This window comes from Butyrivibrio sp. NC3005 (assembly GCF_000424545.1).
Taxonomy (GTDB): Bacteria; Bacillota; Clostridia; order Lachnospirales; family Lachnospiraceae; genus Butyrivibrio.
In genome coordinates this window covers 1-23,905 of sequence record NZ_AUKC01000014.1, presented here as the reverse complement: position 1 = coordinate 23,905, position 23,905 = coordinate 1, and the positions used below count along the sequence as shown (strand labels likewise).

Here is a 23,905-nt window from a genome sequence, read left to right as displayed (position 1 = left end):
TAGCAAAGAAAGAATCTGTTTAACGTTAAACTTTTTCTTTTTTACAACTCTTACTTCCTTTATTATTTTTATAATCGATAAAAATCTCTATAAGCAGCAAAAAACACGGCAATATATCTTGCATTAGATATATTGCCGTGTTTCTTAATTTAAGCTATTTTGTGTTAATAGAAGTTTTGATTAGTTAACCTTTTCTACACCAATCATTGACTTTTCGCCGTTGATATCCCACTCTTTTGCAGAAGTAAGGTCACTATCATAAACAATGCTTTGTGCAAGTACCTTTGTTGATACTGCAGATTCATTCTTACGAACAGCTTCTTTTACCTTTTCAGAGCCTGTTACAGATACTTTAATATTATCCATAACTTCGAAGCCTGACTCTTTTCGCATCGTCTGAATCTTGGAGATAACCTCATACATGAAGCCTTCCTCTAACAATTCATCAGAAAGATTTGTATCAAGGACAACTGTGATTCCATAGTCTTCCTGACTCATGAAGCCTTCTTTCTGTGTCATATCGATAAGAAGATCATCTTTGGTAAGTTCAATAGCTTCGCCGTTTACTTCGAACTTAAGTGCTCCGCTTTCATTAAGTTCATCCATAGCGCTGTTACCATCAAGCTCAGAAAGGTACTGTTTGATTCCACCAAGGCTCTTGCCATATTTAGGACCAACTGTCTTAAGCTGTGGCTTGAATGTATATGTAGTAAAGTTTCTTACATCGTTTGTGAACTCAACATTCTTAACATTAAGTTCATCAGCGATTATATCTGTATAGAAACCTCCAACAGTCTGTTCTGCCTTTACATACATTGTTCCGATTGGCTGACGATTCTTAATATTAGCAGCGTTACGGCAGGCTCTTCCGAGAACGACTATAGACATAACTTCCTTCATATCTTTCTCAAGCTGAGCATCAACATACTCTGGATCAGCCTTAGGATAATCACACAAATGTACAGACTTTGGTGCATTATCAAAACTCTCGCATACAAGATTCTGATAAATCTCTTCTGTCATAAATGGAACCATCGGAGCTGCTGCCTTACAAATCTCTACGAGACATGTATGAAGTGTCATGTATGCAGAAATCTTATCCTGCTCCATACCTTTTGCCCAGAAACGCTCACGGCTTCTACGAACATACCAGTTAGAAAGGTCATCTACAAAGTCTTCAAGCACCTTAGCTGCTTCTGGAATCTTGTACTGATCAAGATTCTTATCAGCCTGATCTACTGTAGAATAAAGTCTGGATAAAATCCACTTATCCATTACAGTCAGCTTATCTTTCTCAAGCTTATAATCCTTTGCATCAAATCCATCAATATTGGCATAGAGTACGAAGAATGCATAGGTATTCCACAAAGTTCCAAGGAACTTGCGTTGTCCTTCCTGAACTGCCTTGCCATAGAATCTGCTAGGAAGCCAAGGCGCACTGTTAGTATAGAAATACCAACGGATAGCATCTGCACCATATTTATTAAGTGCTTCCATAGGATCTACTGCATTTCCCTTACTCTTACTCATCTTCTGTCCGTTCTCATCCTGAACAAGACCTAATACGATAACGTTCTTAAACGCAGGACTATTGAACAAAAGTGTTGCCTCTGCATGAAGAGAATAGAACCATCCACGTGTCTGATCAACTGCTTCTGAAATAAACTGAGCAGGGAACTGTTCCTTGAATTTATCCTGGTTTTCAAAAGGATAGTGAAGCTCAGCATATGGACATGCTCCTGAATCAAACCAGCAGTCGATAACTTCAGGCACTCTCTTCATCTCGCCGCCACATTCACATTTAATAGTATATTTGTCAACAAATGGACGATGAAGTTCAGTTGTTTCTGCGCTTGGATCTTTTGACAGCTCTGCAAGTTCTTTTCTGGATCCGATGCAAATCTGCTTGCCGCAATCTGGACATTCCCAAACGTTAAGAGGTGTTCCCCAATAACGGTTACGTGATACAGCCCAGTCCTGAATGTTCTCAAGCCATTTTCCAAAACGTCCTTCACCAATTGACTGTGGTACCCAGTTGATTTCCTTATTGTTCTTAACAAGGTCATCTTTAACTGCTGTCATCTTGATAAACCATGACTCGCGTGCATAGTAGATAAGAGGAGTATCACATCTCCAGCAGTGAGGATAATCGTGCTCTACTTTAGGAGCTGAGAAAAGAATCTTTCTCTCATCCAAATCCTTAAGTACTTCTGGATCAGCACTTACAGCACCCTCTTCGATTTCATGAGCTGTAGGTTTGCAGCGCATTCCAGCAAACTTACCTGTCTCTGGACGAAGGCGTCCTCTATCATCAACCATCTGAACAAATGGAGCATCATACTTACGTCCAACTCTGGCATCATCTTCACCAAATGCAGGAGCGATATGTACAATACCTGTACCATCTGTCATAGTTACATAATCATCACAATATACAAAGAATGCCTTCTTATGCTGTTTTGCAGCCATATCTGCTGCGCACTGATACAATGGCTCATATTCTTTGTATTCCAAATCCTTACCTGTCATTTCTTCAAGGATTTCATAGGACTTTCCATTAAGGGCTTCAGGATATTTTTCACCAAGTTTGCCGAGTACTGTTTCCAAAAGAGCCTTTGCCATATAATATGTAAATCCGTCCGCTGCCTTAACTTTAGCATATGTTTCTTCAGGATTTACACAAAGTCCGATATTAGAAGGAAGTGTCCATGGAGTTGTTGTCCATGCAAGGAAATATGCATCCTCATCTTTTACCTTGAAACGAACTACTGCTGTACGGTCCTTAAGTGTCTTATATCCCTGAGCAACCTCATGAGATGAAAGAGGTGTTCCACAGCTAGGACAATATGGAACTACTTTGAATCCCTTATATAAAAGTCCCTTGTTCCAGATTTCTTTTAATGCCCACCACTCTGACTCAATATAATTGTCATCATATGTGATATATGGGTCATCCATATCTGCCCAGAAACCAACTTTACCAGAGAACTGTTCCCACATTCCCTTATATTTCCATACAGACTCTTTACACTTGCCGATGAAAGGCTCAAGACCGTATGCTTCAATCTGCTCTTTTCCTTCGATACCGATTTCCTTCTCAACTTCAAGTTCTACAGGAAGTCCGTGAGTATCCCATCCTGCCTTACGTGGAACCTGATATCCTTTCATAGTTCTGTAACGAGGAATCATATCCTTAATAGCACGAGTAAGAACATGACCTATATGCGGCTTACCATTTGCAGTTGGCGGGCCATCATAGAACATATAGATATCATTTCCATCACGTGTCTCTACACTCTTATTAAATGTGTCATTCTTTTTCCAGAACTCTACTACTTCGCTTTCGCGATCTACAAAGTTCATGTCTGTTGAAACCTTTTTATACATGACTTTTCTCCTTCTAAATAATAAAAAAATCTCCGTCCTGTAAAAAGGACGGAGATAAAATTCACTCTCGTTTAACCACCTGTTTACACGTACTCTGTGCCTTTAGCATTTCATACGGAGTTCTTATAACGTTGAACAAACGACTCAACCTATTGCCCATCTCTCTAGATAAAAGCTTCAGTCTCGCAGCTCAGAAGTGATTTTCACAAACATCTACTCGTATCAACTCACACCACCCGTTGACTCTCTGAAACTTTCAAGTATTTGTTACTCTCTTCGTCCTAGCCTTTACATATTTACATGTATAATAAAACCTTTTTGAATGTTTTGTCAACTATAAAAACTTTAGTTATCCTCTGAGGAATCTGTTGAAGCTTTATCTGATGCGCCTTCTGTTGAAGAATCATCTGATGCATCTTCTGTAGAAGCATTTGAAGCTTCTGCTGAGGATTCTTTAGTATCTCCTGCTGTAGCGTCATCCTTTGCTTCTTTTGCTTCATTGCTACCCTTTGCCATATTTTCTGTAGCATTATAATCTACTGCATGGCTATCAATGATTGTTTTCTTAGCAACTTCTAAAGATTCAAATCCTGTGAAATAGTGAGTATAATCCCAACCATTATCTTTAAACTTGAACTTTACAGAACCACCTGCACTTGAACAGTGTCTTCCATCTTTTGGCTCAACTTTTCCATCTTGATGTTTAACAAGGTTGTTAAACACTACGCCATAGTAATATTCACCTGTTTGACTGTTTTTTTCAATAGTTACTTTGAACATTACATAGCATTTGTTGTTGTTCCACTCATTTTCATTCTTGTTAGTAAGATAATATGCTCCAACATAATCACAGCTCTTTAAATTGCAGTTGCTATACGAGCTCAATGAATGCTGTCTAATGTAATCTTGTCCATCTTTCTGTAACGTCTCAAGTGACTCTTTACTTATTTCATCAAAAGATGCTACATAGCTGTCAAGTCCTTCTACTTTTACAGTCTTCTTAACTGCTGTAGGAATTCCGCCGAAGTTTTTAACAAACTCATTCTTGAACTTTTCTTCATTATCCTGTGTGATATAGAAAGTTATTTCATCGCCGTTTGCAAGCTTATTTGTCTTTTCACACTGAATATAATAGTTACGGTTTATATAATACTTATTACTAATCTTAGATGTTGAATAATTAACTCTTCCATTAGGTGAGATGCCATCGAAAGTGCACTCTAAACCTTCGAATGGATCAAAAGAATCTGCTTTCTTTAAATTCTTAACCTTAAACTCTTCTTCGCCAGCAACAAGTTTAACATTGAAGTTCTTTTTTAATTCTTCTTCATCAATTTTCCACTTATAAACTACTTTATCTCCGTTTTTAAGTCCTGATTCTTTATCAAGTTTTCCGGAAACTTCGTCCATAAGTGCAGTTACTTTTCCTGAAGAAGTAGTAATATCCTTTTCTTTTCCGCGATATTTAATCTTTTCACCAAAATCCTTAGCAAGCTTTGACTCATTAATCTTAACTTCAGCCTGACCTACAGTATCATAGCCTTCAAATTTTACTTCAATGTATTCGTTGAGATTAATCTCAACAGGGCGGGTTGTAATAAAAACAAATACACCGATAACAACCACTGCAAGTGCTACTACTAGTGCGATTATTCCTGTTTTCTTACTGTTTCCCTTTGAAGATCTTGAATTTGCTCCTGCACTTTGATTCTGAACATTTCCAGGCTGCACATTGCCGGAAACGTTCTGTGTAGTTGCGTTTACACTCTGCTCATTAGCACTTTTTGCCTCTGAAGCAGGTACCATTTTTGCGCCGCAATTAGTACAAAATGTACTTCCCTCTGGAACTGTCGTTCCGCAATTACTACAAAACATGTAATCCTCCTTGGTTTTAAAAGCGTTTTTACATACTCGATATATGATACAGATTTTTTGAATTAATTGCAATATCAAAGACAATTTTCTTATGCTTTACTAAGTGGCCCTATTGTATATTTTTCATATGGAGTATCATGAAGTAAATGATTTGAAAAACGTACAAGTCTTCTAGCTGCTATTTTGGCATTCCAGGTTTTATATATTGTATCGAAGGCGTTTTTCCCGAGCTTTTTTCGAAGTTCTTCGCTATTTATAAGCATTTCAACTTTTTTAAAAAACTGCTCTATATTCTCACCTTCATATATAAGCCCGTTCTCTCCATCTTTAATAAGGTAAGGAACTGCACCTGCATCTGAACCTGCAACTACTGCGCAGGCACTGTTCATGGCTTCGTTTACAACAGCCCCCCATCCTTCCAGATGGTTACTTGTAAATAAATATATGTCAGCCTTTTCCATGTAGGTTCTTACTTCATCAGGCGGAAGAAATCCTAGAAGTTTCACATAGTCTCCCAGATTATTTTCTTTGATTATCGCTTCAACTTCCTCTTTCTGTTCTCCATCGCCTATCATATCAAGTCTGAATTTATATCCTTTTTCTTTTAAATATCTAGCCAAAAGGACTGCAAATTCCGGATGTTTTACACCTTTCATATATCTTCCTGTCCACAAGATATATGGCACTTTGTTATCTTTTTTCATTTCATAAATATCTGTTTTTGAATATTCTTTTAACTCTGGAAAATACCCCCATTTGAGCATCTTGTCAGGATATGCACCTATTAAAGAAAAATCCCCTGCAACATATGCGCCGTTACAAAGCATATATACATTTTTTTTCCTGAATCTTATATGTTCCCTGTACTTGGATATAAGTCCCTTTGGAGAAATCGCCTTCCATCTTCCTTCTCTGTATATTCGTTCGCTCATTCTAAGAAGAAGTTTCCCATCGCCCGGCCTTTGAAGGCATTTATTCCTGACATCTGCATCTTCTGTCCACCCCAGAAGTACTACATCTGCATTTTCTATGAGCCTTATCGACTCTTTAATGTTATCCATATACATTCTCACATATGGAAGATTTTTCACATTCTGTCCCCATCCCATCTTTATTCGCTCTTCTTCCATAGGCTGCGTCTGCATGAATATAAAGTCATCGCCAAGTTCTTGATACAGCTCATTGCAAAGTGGTATCTGATGATGATTTATATAATTAGAAATAAAAAGAAATTGCATACTCTTCCCCTGTTAATCTATAAGTTTTGTAAATTCTGTTGTTGGAAAATACTTTCCTATTTCCTCTTTATCAAGATTTTCACCAATTACTATTATAACTTCTCTGCCTGTTTGCCCGCTACTATGTGTGACCTTTTCAGGTGTAGCATTTATCTGCAAAAATGAATCTTTGCATCTTGCAAAACCTTTTATTCTATGCACTTTTCCACAATTTTTATCTTCGAACACTTTTTTAACATTTTGGATAAGTGTTTCTTTATCCAGATTTACGCCAAAATAAAAAAGTGAATTAAATTTCTCAAATTCTTCACTTTTCATCTTTACGAAATCTTCATTTTTATATCCAGATGAGGCTATTTTTGAAAAATCTTCATCAGAAAAATCTTCCCAGTCTTTGTCAATAAAAAGATTAGAAATGTCTCTATCACATCCAATTGAAAGAAGGGATTTCATTGCCTTTCCTTTGACCTTAAGAATATTGTCTTTTGTTGAAAGCTGGGTTTTACTAAGAATAATGCTTCCTGCATCTGCTATCTCTGAAGCAAAGATATATTCAGACTCTTTGGATAAAGAATTCAAATCGGTCGAATCTACAATTGCTATTACACTTCCCATTTCATACCATCTATCAAGAGGCTCTTCATAGAACGTATCAAAAAACTCATCCATATCAAATATTCCAGAAGGTTCTACGATTATTCTCTTATATCCCATCATCGCCATTGATATAAGTTTAGTTTTAAATCTTCTTCTGTGTGCCGTGGCACCGTCTCCTCCTACTACCATTTCAAGACCAAGATTTTCACCCAAAAGATCTGACAGCAAAAGCATATCTACATTGATAGCTCCATAGTCATTTTCAAGAATGCATATTTTCTCATCTTTCCCTAATAGATACTCTACATATTTTCTAATGAATGTTGTTTTTCCTGAACCCAAAAAACCAGTAATAAGATCAACTTTTATCATACTTTTTCCTCGTATTTTTTTCTGTTATTTTTCTTTACCTCATACATAGCCTCGTCAAGTCTGCAAAAAAGTGACTCAACTGTATCATCCTCTTTGCGAAAAACTGCAGAACCTATTGATACTTCCAATTTGAAACTGTTCTCTCCGCTGTCATTTAATTCCTGACATTTTTTTTGAATTCTTTCTTTCATTTTATCAAGTTCAGACACATCTTTGACAAAAAGAGCCATAACAAACTCATCTCCACCATATCTGCCACATATTCCATCTTTTGGTGCACATTCAAGAAGTATTCTTCCAATATCTGCTATTGCTTTGTCGCCTGTTAGATGTCCGTAGTTATCATTTATCTGCTTGAAATGATCAACATCAAGAAGAAGGCAGGCAAAAATCATATTTTCTTTACTATGTTTGTTTTTTAAACCAATTACTTTATTTGCACCAGAGCTGATATAACAGGCATCAGAAAGATAGTTTCCAAGATATTGTCTATTGAAAACTTTGCTTAACGGATCAATATATGAAGTTTCATTTTGTAAATCAAAATATATTTCTACGAATGCAATCGCAAATGATACATAAATAAGCGATACTCCGTACATGAAAAACTGTACAATAAAAGCTATTCCGGTTGTAAAAAATACTATTGAAAGTGAAAAAAACTGATAATTAGAAGATTTTTTCATATCTACGTAGTTGGTTACTACACTAAAAAACAAATAAAAGAAATCAATTACCCATATGACATAGAAAATAACCCCTCTCTCGTATACATTATTTTCATTGATTTCAAAAATAACCGGATTAAATAAATTAAATCCAACTAGGAGTGATGCAAACCAAAATGGTATTTCCATAAGTCCGTGCATCATCTGAATACGACGCATACTTTTATGTGTCCTGTAATCAGCATATATTGTCCATCTGTATGCAAACCATGCTGTTAATATTATAAGCAAGGAGTTTGTCGCTATTCCAACTTCTCTTGCACCTGTAAATGTTGCTCCATCCACTAGATATGTTGTCAAATCTACTATACACAAAAAAGCTATTAGTCTGACCAGTCCAAAATAAAACTGATCGGCAAACAGCATATTTTTACGATTCTGCGTAGTATTAAAATATACCATTGTCATCAGTAAAAAGCCTATTCCGTCTGCAATTACTGTTGCATAAACTATTTCGGACATAAAAAAAATTAAACTCCCATTACTGTCATGTCTTTTTGTTTCCATAAGGAAAATCAAAAAGATTATAACATAATAATATAGATTTTTGTCACTTCGTTCCAAAAACTACGCAAACTGGCCATTTAAAAAGGCTTTGCCTTGGACCAGTTTGCGTTCCAAAAATCTATTCTTATTTGCCATTCACATAGAAAAATCCGGTTCCTTTATCTTTCTTTGCCGCACCTTTTGGGATTGTAACTTTATCACTGGAAGGCGCACTTGAATTAATATATTTCATGAAGTTATCAACGATGTGTCTGTTTATCTTAGTCGCTCTTACAATCTGATCCATAGTAACGCCATCTGGATTTTGTGCCATATATTCTCTTATTCTGCCAAATTCATCAATCTGATGCATTCCACATGATTCACATTCATATTCACCTAGTGCTACCAGGTGAGTTAATCCTCCACAAAATGGACACTTTTCATATTTTCTTTTCATCATCTTGATTTCAATTTCGTAATTGTCTTCTTTTCCCATATGGCACCTCTTCCATGAATTACCTATTACTACTCACCTATATTTATCTCTATGTCAGATACTTCTGCAATTTCCGGCGCGCCCATTGGTGCCTGCGAATTATCTGCCACTTCATCTCCATCTTCCATTTCTAGTGGTTCTTCATCTTCCCACAAAGATTTGTGTTTTTTAAGCTTTTCTTTTTGCATTTGTGCCATCATCTGAGCATTTTTGGCCATCTGATAAAGTTTATCGTCATATTCCATAACCTTTTTTTCATCAGATGAAGGAACAATATCTCCCTTAATCATCCTGCGAACGACTGTTAATATCTTTCCCAAATTCTCAAATTCTTCCTCAACTGCTTTTGCCTGATTTTTGGTATCAACACCTTCTTTAATGACGTTTTTCTTTTCGTTTACCTTCTCCATGTAATCCTGATACTCGTTTAGTTTTTCCATAAGCATGTTGTAGGTTAGCTCTAACGATGCGGCTTCTCCTGCATATTTTTCTTTGCCGCCGGATGTATTTTTTATTTTATTCTCAAGCTTTTTTCTTTGCTGCTGTACATCTCCAATCTGTTTACGATATGCCTGTATCTGCGCTCCATAAATGCTTGTACTTTCGCGAATATTCATGCGGTCTCCTTTCCGCTGTCGTTAAACTGCAGCGACCAATCGATAATCCTTTATCGAGAACAATCACAAACAAAAATGCAAAAACACTCCACCTTATACATACTATATCGGATAATATATACAGTTTACTTATAACTACTATCTCTTGAAGATTATATTCATATGGTACTCTTGTTTGTTCACTTATTTGACACTCCCCCAAGCTAAATCTAATGATTTTTCAGCCGAAATAGTGTTATGTTTATTCCTCTTTATTCTCATCTATTAGGAGCTTATATAAAGTAGGATCAAAATTAAACTCTTTTCTAAGATTTTCAATTTCTCCAAGTGCAGTCTTTCTTACAGCTCTTGGAGTAAGCGGTCTCTTCACAGCTCTTATCAGTATATTTTTGGGTGTATGCGCAAAATCCACAAATTCTAGAAGCTGCGTTTTGTATCCTGAATACTCGAGAAGATTTGCTCTTATCGCATCTGTTGCAAGTGCAGAAAATCGCTCTTTTATAATGCCATATCTTCCCAGAATTGAAAGATTTTCTGCTTTGAGCTGATTATTTAATTCATGCTGACAACACGGAACTGAGAATATCATCTTCGCATTCCAGGTAATTGCATTATACAAAGCATAATCCGTTGCCACGTCGCACGCGTGAAGAGTTACTACCATATCGACATCAAAGGGTGTCTTGAAGCCGTTGATGTCACCCATTTCAAAACTAAGCGAATCATATCCATATTTTCTGGCTGACTCATTGCACTTTTTTATAACATCTTCTTTAAGATCAAGTCCTATCATATTTACAGAGATTTTCTTTACCTGTGTAAAATAATAGTACATTACGAAAGTAAGATATGATTTACCACATCCAAAATCAATAATATTAAGATGCTCAATTTTCTTCTCGGCAATCTCATCATCGAGTATCTCTAAGAAACGGTTTATTTGTCTGAATTTATCATACATACTTTTTACAATTTTACCGTCTTTTGTAAAAATACCCATGTCTATAAGCGGAGGTACTATCTGACCTTCTTCTATAAGATAGTTTTTCTTTCGATTGTGGCTGGTTGTTATTTTCACATTTGAAATTTCAACCTTTTTCTTTTTGGCAGTAAATTTACCATCTTTGGATATAAGTACTATATGCTCAAAAGAATCTGTCCAAGCATTTATCTGTCTAAATGAATCTTTTGTTAATTCTTCAATTTTAATTGCCAGTTTGTGTGATGAAATATTTTCATGAAAAACCTGCTTTTGAGTATACTTAGAAATCTGGTAGTCACAGGTGCTGCAATCTTTTGTTTTCATCTCAATAACTATTTTTTTATACTCATTACTCTTTGATGATGGCTTACTTAATGTAATCTTTTTCACTTTTTCATCATTTATCACTTCATTAAAATAATCTTTAAGGCTTGTCATTTTTTCTCCATCCTAACTATTAACAAACATTCTCTTTTATCATTCTCTTCAAAAAAATCTGCTGTTGATATCTCTTCAACGACTGTTAGTTGATCATTTTCTTTAATGAAATCTCTGTAATCTTCAAAAGGATAATAGAATATAAGCAGTATTTCTCTTGGACTTTGCTTTTGCGAAATTGCTATTTTCTCTATTACCTGCTCCAAAATTGTAACAGAAAAAGGATGAAAGAAAAACATTCTATCTGCTTCATTGTCTACTTCATAGCTTTGAGCTGTAGTATTAATAAAACTTGTTCGCTTTGTATAAACGCCGCTTTCCTTATTAGCTATTGCATCGCCAAATATTCGTTTATCGTACTCTATTCCAATTGCCCTGCATCTTATCTGATAAGACAGGTAAAAAGATACTCTGCCCTTGCCGCAGCCATAATCTATCAGCACATTCTTTTTTCTGATATATCCGCTGTTGGCAAGTCTTTCTAACACAGCGTAAGGCGTCGGTTCATATGGAAAACACTCCGCACCTGCATTGGAATCATCCCTTCCGCTTGTTTTTATCTTTAAAAGCCTGTCCCATTCATTTTCATCTTCTATCATTATTAATCTCCAAAAAAATTGCTGACCAAACTTCGATCAGCAACTAATAATTCTTTGTTTTTTTATTGTTGTGAAAAAATAATTATCTAATTAAAATCTTTTTTATTTCTGCTATATAAAAAACGTGGTCATCATCTTTCTTGTAATATTCTTTAACTATTTCATCAGGTATTATTCCATCTCTGTCCATTCTTTCAGAAAAGAGCGTTTTGCATAATACAACGTTGTCTGCCTCTTCTATATATGGAATATCCTCATCATAACCTACTGTAAGTTTCGCAGCTTTTATCTTATCCTCATCTCGTCCGGAAACAGCCTGAAGGTAACGTTTTGTTCCCTTATACTGTTTGTGATTCAGAAAAGATAAAGAAAATGTTCCTGCCTCATCGACAAATTCTCTGGTTAGACTGGGCTCTCTTAAAAAAATAAAAACACACTCTCTATCCCACATCATTCCAAATCCACCATTTGTGACAACCCTAGTATTAACTTTATCACCTTTTTTGGAAGTTACAAGCACCCAGTTTTCTTTGGAAAGTTTCATCGGACCATCTTTTATAATTTCATCTAACTTTACAGGCTGAAAGCACCTCATCCAAGGCCTCCTTAAAAATAAGTGTGTTATAATTAACGGTTTATTGTTAATTATAACACACTTATCAGTGCTTTTGTACTGTATTTCGTTAATCTTTAACTACTTTTCTTCCTTTAAGCAATATAATAACTGCTACTATTACCATCGGTATTACGGATATTAATCCATTTGGTGCCGGTCCAAGAAGTCTCATATTGCCAGTATCTACCGTAGTTATAGCGAGTGTTATCGTAGCTACTCCATTAACTACCCCATGAAAAATCGATGGATACCATATACACTCACTTTTTTCATAAACATAATCACAAAGTATTCCACATGCAATTGTAAATATTTCAAACACTAGCAATCCTGAAAAGGGAAAGCCTTTATACTCAGAACCATATTCATAACCAATAAGAATTATCAGTGGCCAATGCCATATTCCCCAAATTGCTCCACCAATTATACGGCCTTTGATACTTCCAAATCTGTCTTTAAGCATCGGGTACATAAGGCCTCGCCAGCCTACCTCTTCGCCAACAGACACCAACATATTTACAATAGGAACATAGGTTAGTGCAGTAATGCACGACATAATAATATACTTCTCATAAGTAATGCCCTGCGCCTGCATTTGCTCTAACACTTTTTCTCCCGCATTTGCCACTATATATTGTCCGCTCAGATCAAAATGTGAAGGAAAAATCATAAAATAAACAAGCGCGCCTAATGCTGTAAATATCGCCGGAGAAAACCATGATATCAGCAGGATTATCACATTTTTCCTTATTCCAGGATTAAATCCCATTCCCTTTAGCTTTCCTCCTGACAAGAAAACTCCTGCCATGGGTGCAAACATCATAGCTGTCATAACAAGACGTGCTATCTGCGCATATATTGGATTTTGAGTATCTGATGCAATACCATACAAATATCCAACAACTCCCTGCATTACATACGCAATCCCGAATGTCCATACAAGGTACCTTACTAGCTTTTTTCTGTCATACTTTACTGTATTCATAATAGTTCCCCGCTCTTTCTAAATGTCAATTTCCAAATGTCAATTACTTTATGTCTAATTCTGGCGGCTCATCCAGATTCGTAGAGACGTATTTACCATCTTTTTTTCTTTGTTTGACGCATTCTGTAAGTAAATACTCTATTTGTCCGTTAACAGAACGAAAGTCATCCTCCGCCCAGGCAGCTATCGCATTGTATAACTTTTCGTTCAGTCTAAGCGGAACTTGTTTTTTTTCTGCCATATCAGTATAAACTTCCTGAATTTACTATAGGCTGTGCATCGTGATTACCACAAAGTACTACGAGGAGATTTGATACCATCGCTGCCTTGCGCTCCTCATCTAAATCCACGATTTCCTTTTCGCTTAATCTCTCGAGTGCCATTTCAACCATTCCTACAGCTCCATCGACTATGAGTTTTCTAGCATCTACTACTGCTGAAGCCTGCTGTCTTTGAAGCATTGCCGCTGCAATCTCTGGCGCATATGCCAAATATGTAATTCTGGCATCTACGATTTCAATTCCTGCATCAGCTACTTTTGACTGAATCTCATCTTTTATTCTACCTGCAACAACCTCAGTTGAGCCTCGAAGACTACCATCATCAGCCTTGCCATCACCTGTTGTATCTATATTCTCAGTAATATCATATGGATAAAGCTTAACAACATTTCTCACTGCAGAATCACACTGAAGTGACAAATATTCCTTGAAATTATCTACGGCAAATACTGCTTTTGCTGTATCTGTAACTTTCCACATTACTGCAACAGCTATTTCCACTGGATTTCCAAGAATATCATTTACCTTCTGTCTGGAATTACTAAGCGTCATAACTTTGAGCGAAATCTTCTTACTTACTGCAGACGCTTTTATTTCTCCATTTGCACCTGCAATCTGTACTCCGCCTGCCATAACTGACTTCTTGCCATCTGAAATGTCTCCACTTTGACCAAGTTTAGTATCTGCTGCCGGATTAAATGACGTACAAAACGGATTAACATAGAAGAATCCATCACCTTTAAGTGTACCTATATATTTGCCAAAAAGTGTTAGAACCAGCGCTTCGCCAGGTTTTAAAACTTTAAGTCCAAGGAATACTATCCAGCCTATAGACATATAGACAATGCTTACGATAAAAATGCACATCTTCAATGGATTACCATCATAATCATCCATCCATATCGCTCCAAAAATTGTTCCAACAATAGCTAGTAAATATAACACCAATCCAATAAGAAGCATTGGCATTCCATTCTTATGTCCCTGAATGATTTTCTCATTAATCTTATCGTTCATAAAATCCTCCTTCTATGCTTTTGGCATTTTTGATGACGCTTTTCAGGTCAAAAATTATCTAAGTACAAATTTGGGTCTAGTATAGTATTGGTTTTGTTAATGAAATTTATTTGATATCATTATGATATCATTAATAATCTTTTTGTCAATGGATTTTATGAACAATATTCTGTTTCTTATTTTCTGTTAGCTTCTATCCATTTTGTTGAAAAATCAACAAGTTCACGTTGTTTCATCAATCTCATTTCCGCATTTCCTAAAGTTTGCTTTTTAACTACATGACTCATTTCAAAAGCTTTCCCAATCTCACAAAAATCCTCTCCGTCCACATACAATGTTTCATATGCTTTCCATACCCGATGACCATCTTCCATAATTGCACTATGTTCTATACAATTATGTTTGCAAGGATACTGAGCTCTTACATCTGATAAGTGAATAGAAGTGTTCTTGTCATAATCAACTCCTATAAGTAATACATATCCATTTAATTCATAGAGCTTTCCAATAGGTGACGTCTCTCCAAAAATATCCGACAAATCATGATTGTCTGTCAAATATTCTGCAAACCTCCCCCATGCTGCAACCGACCTTGCCGGATGATTGCTGCGTATTGTTCCTGGCCATGATCGAAACATCTCTGCTACTACGCCCATTGTATTCGTTGGTGTAATACTCCTGTCATACGCTGGCCAGTTTTGTCTTATCAGCTCCCAGTCAGTCTTTTCTGCATCCCAGTGAACTCCAGTCTCTGGATCTAAATTTTTCCACGACTGCGTCGGCATCATTATAGTTCCTTCTTTATCTACCGTCTCAATCAGCGCGTCAATAACTGTTTGTGCTCCACCTATTACATAGCCAACAGAGCTTAAGGAAGTATGAACCATTACTGTGTCACCCTTTTTCAAACCAATATTTGACAATGCTTTTTTAATATCTGTTTTTGTAATTGAAATCATTACTTTTTGAATTTCTCCTTTTCCAACGTTTTCTAACAGAAATATTTATATTAATTTTTATATGCATATGCGCATATATCAAGAGGTTAATCGCATAACCTTTTATCCCAAAAATTCAATGAAATAACAACAAAAAAGTTCTTGACTTTTCATAATACATAGGTTATTACTCATATTGCTGCTAAGGTAGTATAATAGACTGACTTGGCAAAACCGAAAGGATTTCAAAGCAACGCTCATGTGTATCAGGCGGTATACAGAACGAAGCAGCACATTTACATTGTTCCACCTTTTTAGTGCAGTATCCTTTCGTTCACATATAACGAAGTGTGGCTCAGTTTGGTAGAGCGCTGCGTTCGGGACGCAGAGGCCGCAGGTTCGAATCCTGTCACTTCGATTTAGTATTTACAAGGGTTTGCGGATTTTGCAAACCCTTATTTTTTCATCATATCTAACTTTCATCTAACTTTTCCAATTTATCCCTTTGTTAATAATATGGAAAAAATTCAATTATTTGGAATGCGGACATCTAACGACAAATGTCATAATTATTCAGGAATGCAAAATCGTTGAATTTTATACCATCTTCTTGATACTTCAACTTAATGTATACATCTCCATAATTCGAGCCTTGAACTCTATCAATGGATACACATAGAACCAGATCTCCTCGATTTAAATTATAGTTTGAAAAATTAGGTTTCTGCGCTTCCGAATAAAGTGGAATTGATAACCATGGCCCATCCGAATCATTATAAGTATAACCGCCAATTATAATTCTTCTGTTATTTCGCGTTTCTGGCTGATTTTTCTTTTTAAGGAATTCATTGTTGTTTGGAAAACTTTCTTTGTCGTAGCCAATCAAATTTAATCCACTTCTCGAAGAAAAAACAATATCATTTTCATCTTCTCTATAGCTATAAGATAAATGTTTCCAAATATATTCATCTATAGATGAATCGTAACATTCGATTTTTTGACATTCCCATAGCTTATTATCGGATAATTCAACAATATATAGATTATTGTGATGAATATCGCTGTAGGTGCAAATTGCTAATTCGCCTTCACCATCTCTGTCGAAATCAAATAACATGCATTCTTTTATTGGTTCGCTAGGATCTGTTTGCCATCCCGTATAGTAAGAGCTATCTTTATACACAATCAAAACGCTTTTTTGTTCCCAGTCGCCAACAGAATATACTTTGAGATTATCGGATACTACAGAATCTAACCTAATATAATTATTCTCAAAATCCATTGATGCTGCAGATGAATTATAATCATATTCCTTTTGCGGTAATTTAGATATCTGAATATTATTGGGATCAAAATCTTTTTTTGTAATATGCACGTCCTCTATTGTCTGAGTCTTAGTGATATTCTCATTTACGTGTAGCTTTTTTTCTTTCTGACCATTATGCATCAATACAAAAATCAGAATTGTAATAAGCAATACACATATTGTAAATACGCTTGCTATTTTTTTCTTCATTTTTTTGAACACCCACAAATTATGCATTTTTTACTATTTTGACTATATTTATGTGTACATGTCGTACTTACTATTCTAATTGCACCCCTTGATGTGTACTTATTATATTTTACATAATCGTAGTAATAATGTAATATTCGGTCACAAGTATACTTTTGTTTTTTGGCCAATGTATTTATTTCTGATAAATTCAGCTGATCACCATTTTTGATACAGTATGAACTAGCGGAAGTGTCGGACTTAAAAAAGGCTTTAAATAGACCATAGCCAGTTGTCAGCATAACTTTATTCCATGTGTTATCTACGGCGTTTTTACAACTATTTAGAAAAGTGGATTTGTGAGGTAAATAACTCATTCCACCTGTATGGACATTTGTTATATCATAACCTAAGTCACCTTTAAGTTTATAACAGTTAATTGCATAGTTTTTAACACACATTGCAACTGCATCATAACAATGCTTGCTGCATACCAGCAGTCCCGTACTCACTATTTACATCAATTTTACAATACTCCTTGAAATTTATTGTAAGGATAGGTTGTTTATCACGTCTACCTTTTTTGCATTATTTATATCATTGCTAGTGATTGCATTATCTATTTTTGCAGACACAGCGTCTGCAATTGTTGACTTTCCCACACCATATGGGCCACTAATCAAATAATCATACTTTTCCTCAATCAATCTTTTTCATAAAAAGGCACGTGCCCACTGAGAGCACATGCCTTATGATATCACAGCTATATAGGTGATTCTACAGTTTCTCAAGCATTTATCTTATCTATAAGTCGCCGCTTTTCTCCTTCAAGCTCATCTACAGCAGCTCCCTCAGTAATATTCCACTCGTCTCTAAGAAACTGTATCTCTTGATTCACATAATCAACAGCATCTTCGTATTTCCCCAGAATCTCATATATCTGGGCCTGAGCATGAAGATGATCTATACATACGTGTTCTTTGTGATCAGCTTTAAAGATTTTTTGTAGCTTTTTGTATCTGTCTAATGCTTCTTCATATCTTGCATTATTGGCATAGATACCGGCAACTTCAAATATGGCATCGCAGTCATCCGGATAGTCCTGTTCAAGCTTGTCTACTGCTTTCCATCCATCATCTGCACGATACTCTGCAAATGCAATATACGCTTCATATACAGGAACCAATACAGCATTATGATCTGCAAGTTGTGCGTATGCTGACAGATACTTTGATGCTTCTTTTGTACGATGATCTGCGATAAGGTTATCCATAAGAAACAGATAGTTTCTGCCTATTTCTGGATTCTTGTCCACTAATTCCCTATAAAGCTCAATCGTTCTATTATGCTGTCTGGTATTCCAATCCCAGACAAAAGCACCTTCACTCTTAGCAAGAAGCCACTGATTCTCCTTGGAATTAGGATGCAAATTCATCGCTTTTCTCGCATAAAGACTAACATATTTGCTGTCACTGGTCATACGGTGATGATATAAATGTGCCAAAAATGTATAGATGCGACCTTTGAATCCATTTGGATGAGTCTCATCGTAAGAATCCTTCAGTTCCAAAAGAAACTCTTCCGTGCTCCTAAACTGCTCATCAGAAAGCTCTTTTTCATAATCAAGCATATTTTCTATGCGATGCAGCTTCTGTTCCACAGAAAGGTCAAAAAGCTCATCAATGGTAACCCCAAAGAACTCTGAAATTGCTGGAAGCAGTGAAATATCCGGGGCGCATACATTATTTTCCCATTTTGATATAGACTGGCTGCTAATGCCGAGTCTTTCTGCCAAAGCTTCCTGCGTTGTACTTGACTTCAAACGAAGAGCTTTTATCTTATTTCCAATATTCATTTTGTATTCTCCCTTTAGTTTTTGAAGAAATAAAGCTCTATTTCATTACTTACAAGTACTATTGTAGGATGTGGATTATATAAGCACAATGACGCAGATTTATAGATTATACAACCTATGGTTTCATATTATTTCTTTTTCCTATATCTTCTGTTGCTAGTTGATCCTATTTTTTCTACTTCATCAACCATCTCTGGTAAAGGACTAATACATCTATTGCGATTGATAGCACTATTGTGTATTCAAAAGTGAGTAGGACACGCTGACTATGAAACTACTCTTAAGATATATGCCAAGGTAAAGGATAAGGAAGCTAAGAGTGAGATCTCAAATACCATAGCCTGAATAATTCCGCTCAAGGATTATACAGATCAGTAACAAATATCATTCAAATAAACTGCACAAGTGATAAACTTGGAATAAATGGAAAAAGTTAGAAAAAAGTTAGAAAAAGGCATAAAAAAATCGAAGTGACAGGATTCGAACCTGCGACCTCTGCGTCCCGAACGCAGCGCTCTACCAAACTGAGCCACACTTCGTTATATGTGAACGAAAGGATACTGCACTAAAAAGGGTGGAACAATGTAAATGTGCTGCTTCGTTCTGTATATCCCCTGATACACATGAGCGTTGCTTTGAAATCCTTTCGGTTTTGCCAAGTCAGTTTTTATCACTACCTTAGCAGCAATAAGAATCATAACCTATGTATCTCAAAAAGTCAAGATACATTTTGCTACACATTTACTATTTTATAGTTCGTTTTTACACTTTTCTCACACCCGCAAACTTCATCTATGAATGAGACAACTTCTGGGAAAACTTCTTCATTTATATCTTCTAGGGTTCCAGATGGCCTAACAACACCCATATGCGTGTTAGCGCCTTCTTTTTTGATTAACCTAGTCATTATGCAAGGACTCTTAACTTTTATTACATGATTATATATTGATGCACCATCTAGTAAAATCTCATCATCTTTATTTCCATGAATAATCAAGGCCTTACATCCGCTTTTTTTTAAACAATCCAATGCCGAACGAAAAAACCTAACCGGAAAAATAATCACTTGTGAAATACTAAGTAAACAAGCCACCAATTTCTTACAGTATTTGATATTGCTATTCACAAATTCCCTTATAATTTCATGCTCATTGTCAAAGCCAGAGTAAACCACCACTGCACTAACTTTAGACTTAACTTCAGGAAGGGCTGTGCACACTGCATAAGCACCCATACTATGCCCCATCAAAATAACAGGAGTACCATTATCAAAATATTTTATTGCAGAAGTCAAATCTTTTGCAGCCCTTGGAAATCCTAAGAATATCCCCTTGTTCTTCCAATACCCTGTATCATCAAACAAAATAGACCTATATCCTATCTTTGCCAAGTACCTAGCCTCTGGAATATAATAATCAGAAGGCACTCCCATTCCATGTGAAAAAATAACAGTTCCTTTTACATTATCTTTACCATATATGTGTGCTAAAAGTTTATTACGACCACTTTTGAAAAAAGTGGATGTATTTTCATCCACATAATCTTTATGAACAGGTCTTTTCCAATCATCAGAAAATTTTACAGGTGCAAAAAACATTACAGAAAGTAGTATAAGTAGCGCTAAAGCCAATAATAAAACGCCTATGATAACAAATACCATGGTTGACATTTTCATTCTCCCCCAATAAAATTCACTTAAACTCTTTTCTAAGCCACAAATCAGCTGGTCCTGCTGTCATTAATATGATAAGGTATCCATTTTTTTGATAGTCATGAAGCTTCTTGGACAATTCATTGTCCAGCTCTGCTGTTGAAGCTTTTTGGCTTTCATTAAGGGTATCAATAAACTCTTCCGGCTCAATTATTCTAAGTGACTCATCTTCTCTTGTCAGATAAGTCGGAAGCCAGTAAATCTTGTCCACACCATCAAATGCATCCTTATATAAATGCATAACCTCATGTTGTCTAGTATTCTGGTGAGGCTGATATACCACTACGACGCCTTTTTTAGACGTCTTAGCTGCTTCTTCTTTGGCAATCTCCACAGTCGCTTTGACCTCTTCCGGATGATGGGCATAATCAGTATAAACTCCATTTGAAATCCACTCAAATCTTCGTCCAACTCCAGGAAAACTATCCAATACTTTGATTATCTCTTCATCTTCAATACTGATATTTCTTGCTTCTAACATTTTCTTTATAGCAAAAAAAGCTGTAGTCGCATCTTCTCTTCTTGCAGAACCCGCAAGATTAATCCTTTCATCAGTCTTCTCAATGATATCGAATGCTTTTTTCTTTTCCTCTAAGATAGTTTTTCCATGAAGTGCAGCCTCTTTTGTTCCAAAAACAATACTCTCAGACTGCATTTCAAATTGTACAAAAGCTTCTTCGTATTCATCCTTTGTTTTATAAATATCAGGATGATCATATGATACGTAAGTAATCATTGAAAGCCACGGATTAAAATGAAGGAAGTTTCTGTCATATTCATCCGCCTCATAAATAAAGAATTCATCACCTTCTTTGTAAGATCCTGAAGTAGTAAAATTAAGTGTAGTTCCTACAAGATAAGCTGATGGAAGAATTCTATTTCCGTCCTTGTCTATAAGCTTACTTATAGCCCATACCAGCATAGAAGTAGTCGTAGTCTTGCCATGAGTCCCAGCCACTGCTACCATTTTCAAATTTAAATCCTGAACAAGCTTTGCTATAAGCTCATCACGTTTGGACACTTTTTCTATTCTTTCGTTTGCAAGCACAAGCTCTGGATGATCTTTTGGAAGTGCGGACGTATAAATAAACCAGTCTATTCCTACTTCATCTATTTTTTTCTGCAAATATGTTCCATCTTGAGTTCCAACATAATATTCAATTCCAGCTTTTTCAAGCTCTGGTGCAATTGCACCATAATTTCTATCAGAACCATAAACATTTATTCCTGCCTTTTTTGCCATAAGGGCAAGAGGTCCCATCCCTGTTCCTGATATTCCTGATATATAAATATTCATTTTATAAATTCCCTCATTTTTTATTTATAATCCAAGTCTCAAAATCCAGAACATCTATATGTTTGAATAATCGCACTAATGATGTTCCCATTTTTCTACCTACAAACATTTATCTAGCAAATCACTTCTGATCAATAACTTGAAAAATAACAAATTTCAAATAGTAACTTGCTTCATTTGTAAGTAGAATCGGATGATCTGGTCCTTGCTGACGAAATTCAATCTGTCTTAAAGTCTTGTGCGCTGATCTGGCTGCCTCTTTTATTGTCTTCATAAAAAGATCTTCTTCCATAAAATGAGAACAGCTACAGGTTGCAAGATAGCCACCATCCTTTGTAATTTTCAATCCGCGTATATTAATCTCACGATATCCTGTTATAGCTTTTTTTACCGAAGCACGAGACTTAGTAAAAGCAGGTGGATCTAGAATAACTACATCAAATTTCTTCCCTTCGTTTTCAAGACGTGGAAGAATCTCAAAAGCATCTCCGACTTCATAGGAAATGATATCTTCAAGGTGATTTAACTTAGCATTTTCTGCTGCCTGTGCAATTCCAAGTTCGGACGCATCAACTGAAAGCACGCTTTTCGCTCCAGCTGCCGCCGCATTAAGTCCAAAAGAGCCTGTATGAGTGAAACAATCAAATACCTCAGCATCCTTGCAAATAGTTCTTATAGACATACGATTAAGCTTCTGATCAAGGAAAAAGCCCGTCTTCTGACCATTAGCAACATCTACAATATACTCAATATCATTCTCAATTATGTGAACATCTGTATCAAACTCATCTCCTATAAATCCTTTAATGCGCTCTAATCCCTCTTGTTCTCTGACCTTTGCATCGCTTCTTTCATATATTCCACGAATTCTAATTCCATCTTCTGCAAGAATTTTTTTGCAATCATCTAGAATCTCATCTTTCATAAGATCTGTACCAAGTGCAAGCGATTCTATTACCAGCACATCTCTAAACTTATCTATTGTAATTCCCGGAAGAAAATCCGCCTCTCCAAAAATCAGTCTGCAGGAATCAGACGTAGTTCCCTCATAGTGAAACTTCAAGTCATTCTTGTCATATCCGTACACATGTTTGCGATAGTCCCATGCATCTTTAACTCTTTGATATATAAGCTGACTTCCTACTTCATTTTCTTTTTTTCTGGAAAGAAGCCTAACTCTTATTTTCGAATTATCATTTATAAAACCATATCCTAAAAAATAGTTATCAAAATCGTGAACCTCTACAATCTCACCGTTTTCATAACTACCTTCTATCTGAGATATTTCATTATCAAAAATCCAAAGGCCTCCTGACTTCACAGTTCTTCCTTCGCCTTTTTTCAAAATAATCTTAGCATTGGATTTTTTTATTTCGCTCATTAAAATCTCCATTTCATGCAAATATCCAAAAATCGTTACTGTAATCTTCTTAGTAACAAAATAGTATTTTATCAACAAAGATAGTTTAACTCAGAATTAACTACTCGTCTAGTTGATGGTTTTTTAAAAAACATGTTGACAAATATTATTAAATCGCATATAATATGTTTTGTCGTCGCGAGTTATGTGATGATGCTTATATAAATGCGATAGTGGCGTAGTTGGTAACGCGCGACCTTGCCAAGGTCGAGACCGCGGGTTCGAGCCCCGTCTATCGCTCTTTGAAACCCCAGATTTTATCTGGGGTTTTTGTTATTTGAACGAAAAAATAAGTGGTCTTTTAGTGGTCTTTTAAGTAATCATCTAGCGAGGTCTTTCCGAGCTTGGTGTACTACTTAGTTCGATCGAACATCGTGAGAGTCCCTGTCATTGTGTTTTGGATTATAGACTCCATTGACACCGGATTTCCCACTATGCCTTGTACCTTTCATTGTAAATACCTCCATAATGG

Annotated in this window: 19 protein-coding genes and 3 tRNA genes; 2 read left to right on the top strand and 20 right to left on the bottom strand. The window is 35.9% G+C overall.

Annotated features, from left to right (window positions below; translation table 11 throughout):
• Window positions 1-180 precede the first annotated feature (180 nt).
• From ileS to G634_RS0104710, 14 genes are all read right to left on the bottom strand, one after another.
• Entirely contained in the window at window positions 181-3,387 is a 3,207-nt protein-coding gene (gene ileS, locus G634_RS0104775) for an isoleucine--tRNA ligase (RefSeq protein WP_026504330.1), read from the bottom strand.
• 345 nt (window positions 3,388-3,732) lie between these two features.
• Window positions 3,733-5,262: a zinc ribbon domain-containing protein gene (locus G634_RS0104770; protein WP_026504329.1), complete on the bottom strand. Its 1,530-nt coding sequence runs from the start codon at window positions 5,260-5,262 to the stop codon at window positions 3,733-3,735.
• Window positions 5,263-5,351: 89 nt separating this feature from the next.
• Window positions 5,352-6,500 (bottom strand): glycosyltransferase family 4 protein, encoded by a 1,149-nt coding sequence (locus tag G634_RS18020; protein ID WP_051233688.1) that lies wholly within the window; start codon window positions 6,498-6,500, stop codon window positions 5,352-5,354.
• Window positions 6,501-6,512: 12 nt separating this feature from the next.
• The gene (locus tag G634_RS18015; RefSeq protein WP_035798963.1) at window positions 6,513-7,469 is read right to left on the bottom strand and encodes a GTP-binding protein; all 957 of its coding nucleotides are present in this window, start codon (window positions 7,467-7,469) and stop codon (window positions 6,513-6,515) included.
• The gene (locus tag G634_RS0104755; RefSeq protein WP_026504328.1) at window positions 7,466-8,659 is read right to left on the bottom strand and encodes a GGDEF domain-containing protein; all 1,194 of its coding nucleotides are present in this window, start codon (window positions 8,657-8,659) and stop codon (window positions 7,466-7,468) included. Before G634_RS0104755 ends, G634_RS18015 begins: the two co-directional genes overlap by 4 nt.
• A gap of 169 nt (window positions 8,660-8,828) precedes the next feature.
• Window positions 8,829-9,182, bottom strand: coding sequence for a hypothetical protein (locus G634_RS0104750; RefSeq protein WP_026504327.1), 354 nt, complete (start codon window positions 9,180-9,182; stop codon window positions 8,829-8,831).
• 29 nt (window positions 9,183-9,211) lie between these two features.
• On the bottom strand, window positions 9,212-9,799 hold the full coding sequence (locus tag G634_RS0104745) for a hypothetical protein (RefSeq protein WP_026504326.1): 588 nt from the start codon (window positions 9,797-9,799) through the stop codon (window positions 9,212-9,214).
• Between the two features lie 241 nt (window positions 9,800-10,040).
• Window positions 10,041-11,219, bottom strand: coding sequence for a class I SAM-dependent methyltransferase (locus G634_RS0104740; RefSeq protein ID WP_026504325.1), 1,179 nt, complete (start codon window positions 11,217-11,219; stop codon window positions 10,041-10,043).
• Window positions 11,216-11,818 (bottom strand): methyltransferase, encoded by a 603-nt coding sequence (locus tag G634_RS0104735; RefSeq protein ID WP_026504324.1) that lies wholly within the window; start codon window positions 11,816-11,818, stop codon window positions 11,216-11,218. The genes G634_RS0104740 and G634_RS0104735 overlap by 4 nt, the downstream gene beginning before the upstream one ends.
• An 82-nt stretch (window positions 11,819-11,900) precedes the next feature.
• Window positions 11,901-12,413, bottom strand: coding sequence for a flavin reductase (locus G634_RS0104730; protein WP_026504323.1), 513 nt, complete (start codon window positions 12,411-12,413; stop codon window positions 11,901-11,903).
• Between the two features lie 88 nt (window positions 12,414-12,501).
• Window positions 12,502-13,419: a CPBP family intramembrane glutamic endopeptidase gene (locus G634_RS0104725; RefSeq protein ID WP_026504322.1), complete on the bottom strand. Its 918-nt coding sequence runs from the start codon at window positions 13,417-13,419 to the stop codon at window positions 12,502-12,504.
• A gap of 43 nt (window positions 13,420-13,462) precedes the next feature.
• Complete coding sequence (locus G634_RS0104720; RefSeq protein WP_026504321.1) at window positions 13,463-13,660, bottom strand: PTS ascorbate transporter subunit IIC; 198 nt, start codon at window positions 13,658-13,660, stop codon at window positions 13,463-13,465.
• Between the two features lies 1 nt (window position 13,661).
• Window positions 13,662-14,705: an SPFH domain-containing protein gene (locus G634_RS0104715; RefSeq protein ID WP_026504320.1), complete on the bottom strand. Its 1,044-nt coding sequence runs from the start codon at window positions 14,703-14,705 to the stop codon at window positions 13,662-13,664.
• Window positions 14,706-14,893: 188 nt separating this feature from the next.
• Window positions 14,894-15,676, bottom strand: coding sequence for an aminoglycoside N(3)-acetyltransferase (locus G634_RS0104710; RefSeq protein WP_026504319.1), 783 nt, complete (start codon window positions 15,674-15,676; stop codon window positions 14,894-14,896).
• A 323-nt stretch (window positions 15,677-15,999) separates the two neighbouring features.
• Between G634_RS0104710 and G634_RS0104705 the strand changes: the two genes are divergently transcribed.
• Window positions 16,000-16,073, top strand: a tRNA-Pro gene (locus tag G634_RS0104705).
• A gap of 132 nt (window positions 16,074-16,205) precedes the next feature.
• On the opposite strand, the gene G634_RS0104700 is transcribed toward G634_RS0104705, so the two are convergent.
• From G634_RS0104700 to G634_RS0104670, 6 genes are all read right to left on the bottom strand, one after another.
• Window positions 16,206-17,171: a hypothetical protein gene (locus G634_RS0104700; RefSeq protein WP_026504318.1), complete on the bottom strand. Its 966-nt coding sequence runs from the start codon at window positions 17,169-17,171 to the stop codon at window positions 16,206-16,208.
• A gap of 766 nt (window positions 17,172-17,937) precedes the next feature.
• Window positions 17,938-19,005: a helix-turn-helix transcriptional regulator gene (locus tag G634_RS0104690; protein WP_026504316.1), complete on the bottom strand. Its 1,068-nt coding sequence runs from the start codon at window positions 19,003-19,005 to the stop codon at window positions 17,938-17,940.
• Between the two features lie 465 nt (window positions 19,006-19,470).
• Window positions 19,471-19,544: transfer RNA gene (locus tag G634_RS0104685), tRNA-Pro, on the bottom strand.
• Window positions 19,545-19,738: 194 nt separating this feature from the next.
• A complete protein-coding gene (locus tag G634_RS0104680; protein ID WP_026504315.1) occupies window positions 19,739-20,674 on the bottom strand; it encodes an alpha/beta hydrolase in 936 nt (311 codons plus the stop codon).
• A 22-nt stretch (window positions 20,675-20,696) separates the two neighbouring features.
• A complete protein-coding gene (locus G634_RS0104675; RefSeq protein ID WP_026504314.1) occupies window positions 20,697-22,013 on the bottom strand; it encodes a Mur ligase domain-containing protein in 1,317 nt (438 codons plus the stop codon).
• Window positions 22,014-22,134: 121 nt separating this feature from the next.
• The gene (locus G634_RS0104670) at window positions 22,135-23,394 is read right to left on the bottom strand and encodes a class I SAM-dependent rRNA methyltransferase (RefSeq protein ID WP_026504313.1); all 1,260 of its coding nucleotides are present in this window, start codon (window positions 23,392-23,394) and stop codon (window positions 22,135-22,137) included.
• 206 nt (window positions 23,395-23,600) lie between these two features.
• Between G634_RS0104670 and G634_RS0104665 the strand changes: the two genes are divergently transcribed.
• Window positions 23,601-23,673: transfer RNA gene (locus G634_RS0104665), tRNA-Gly, on the top strand.
• The last annotated feature ends 232 nt before the right edge of the window (window positions 23,674-23,905 follow it).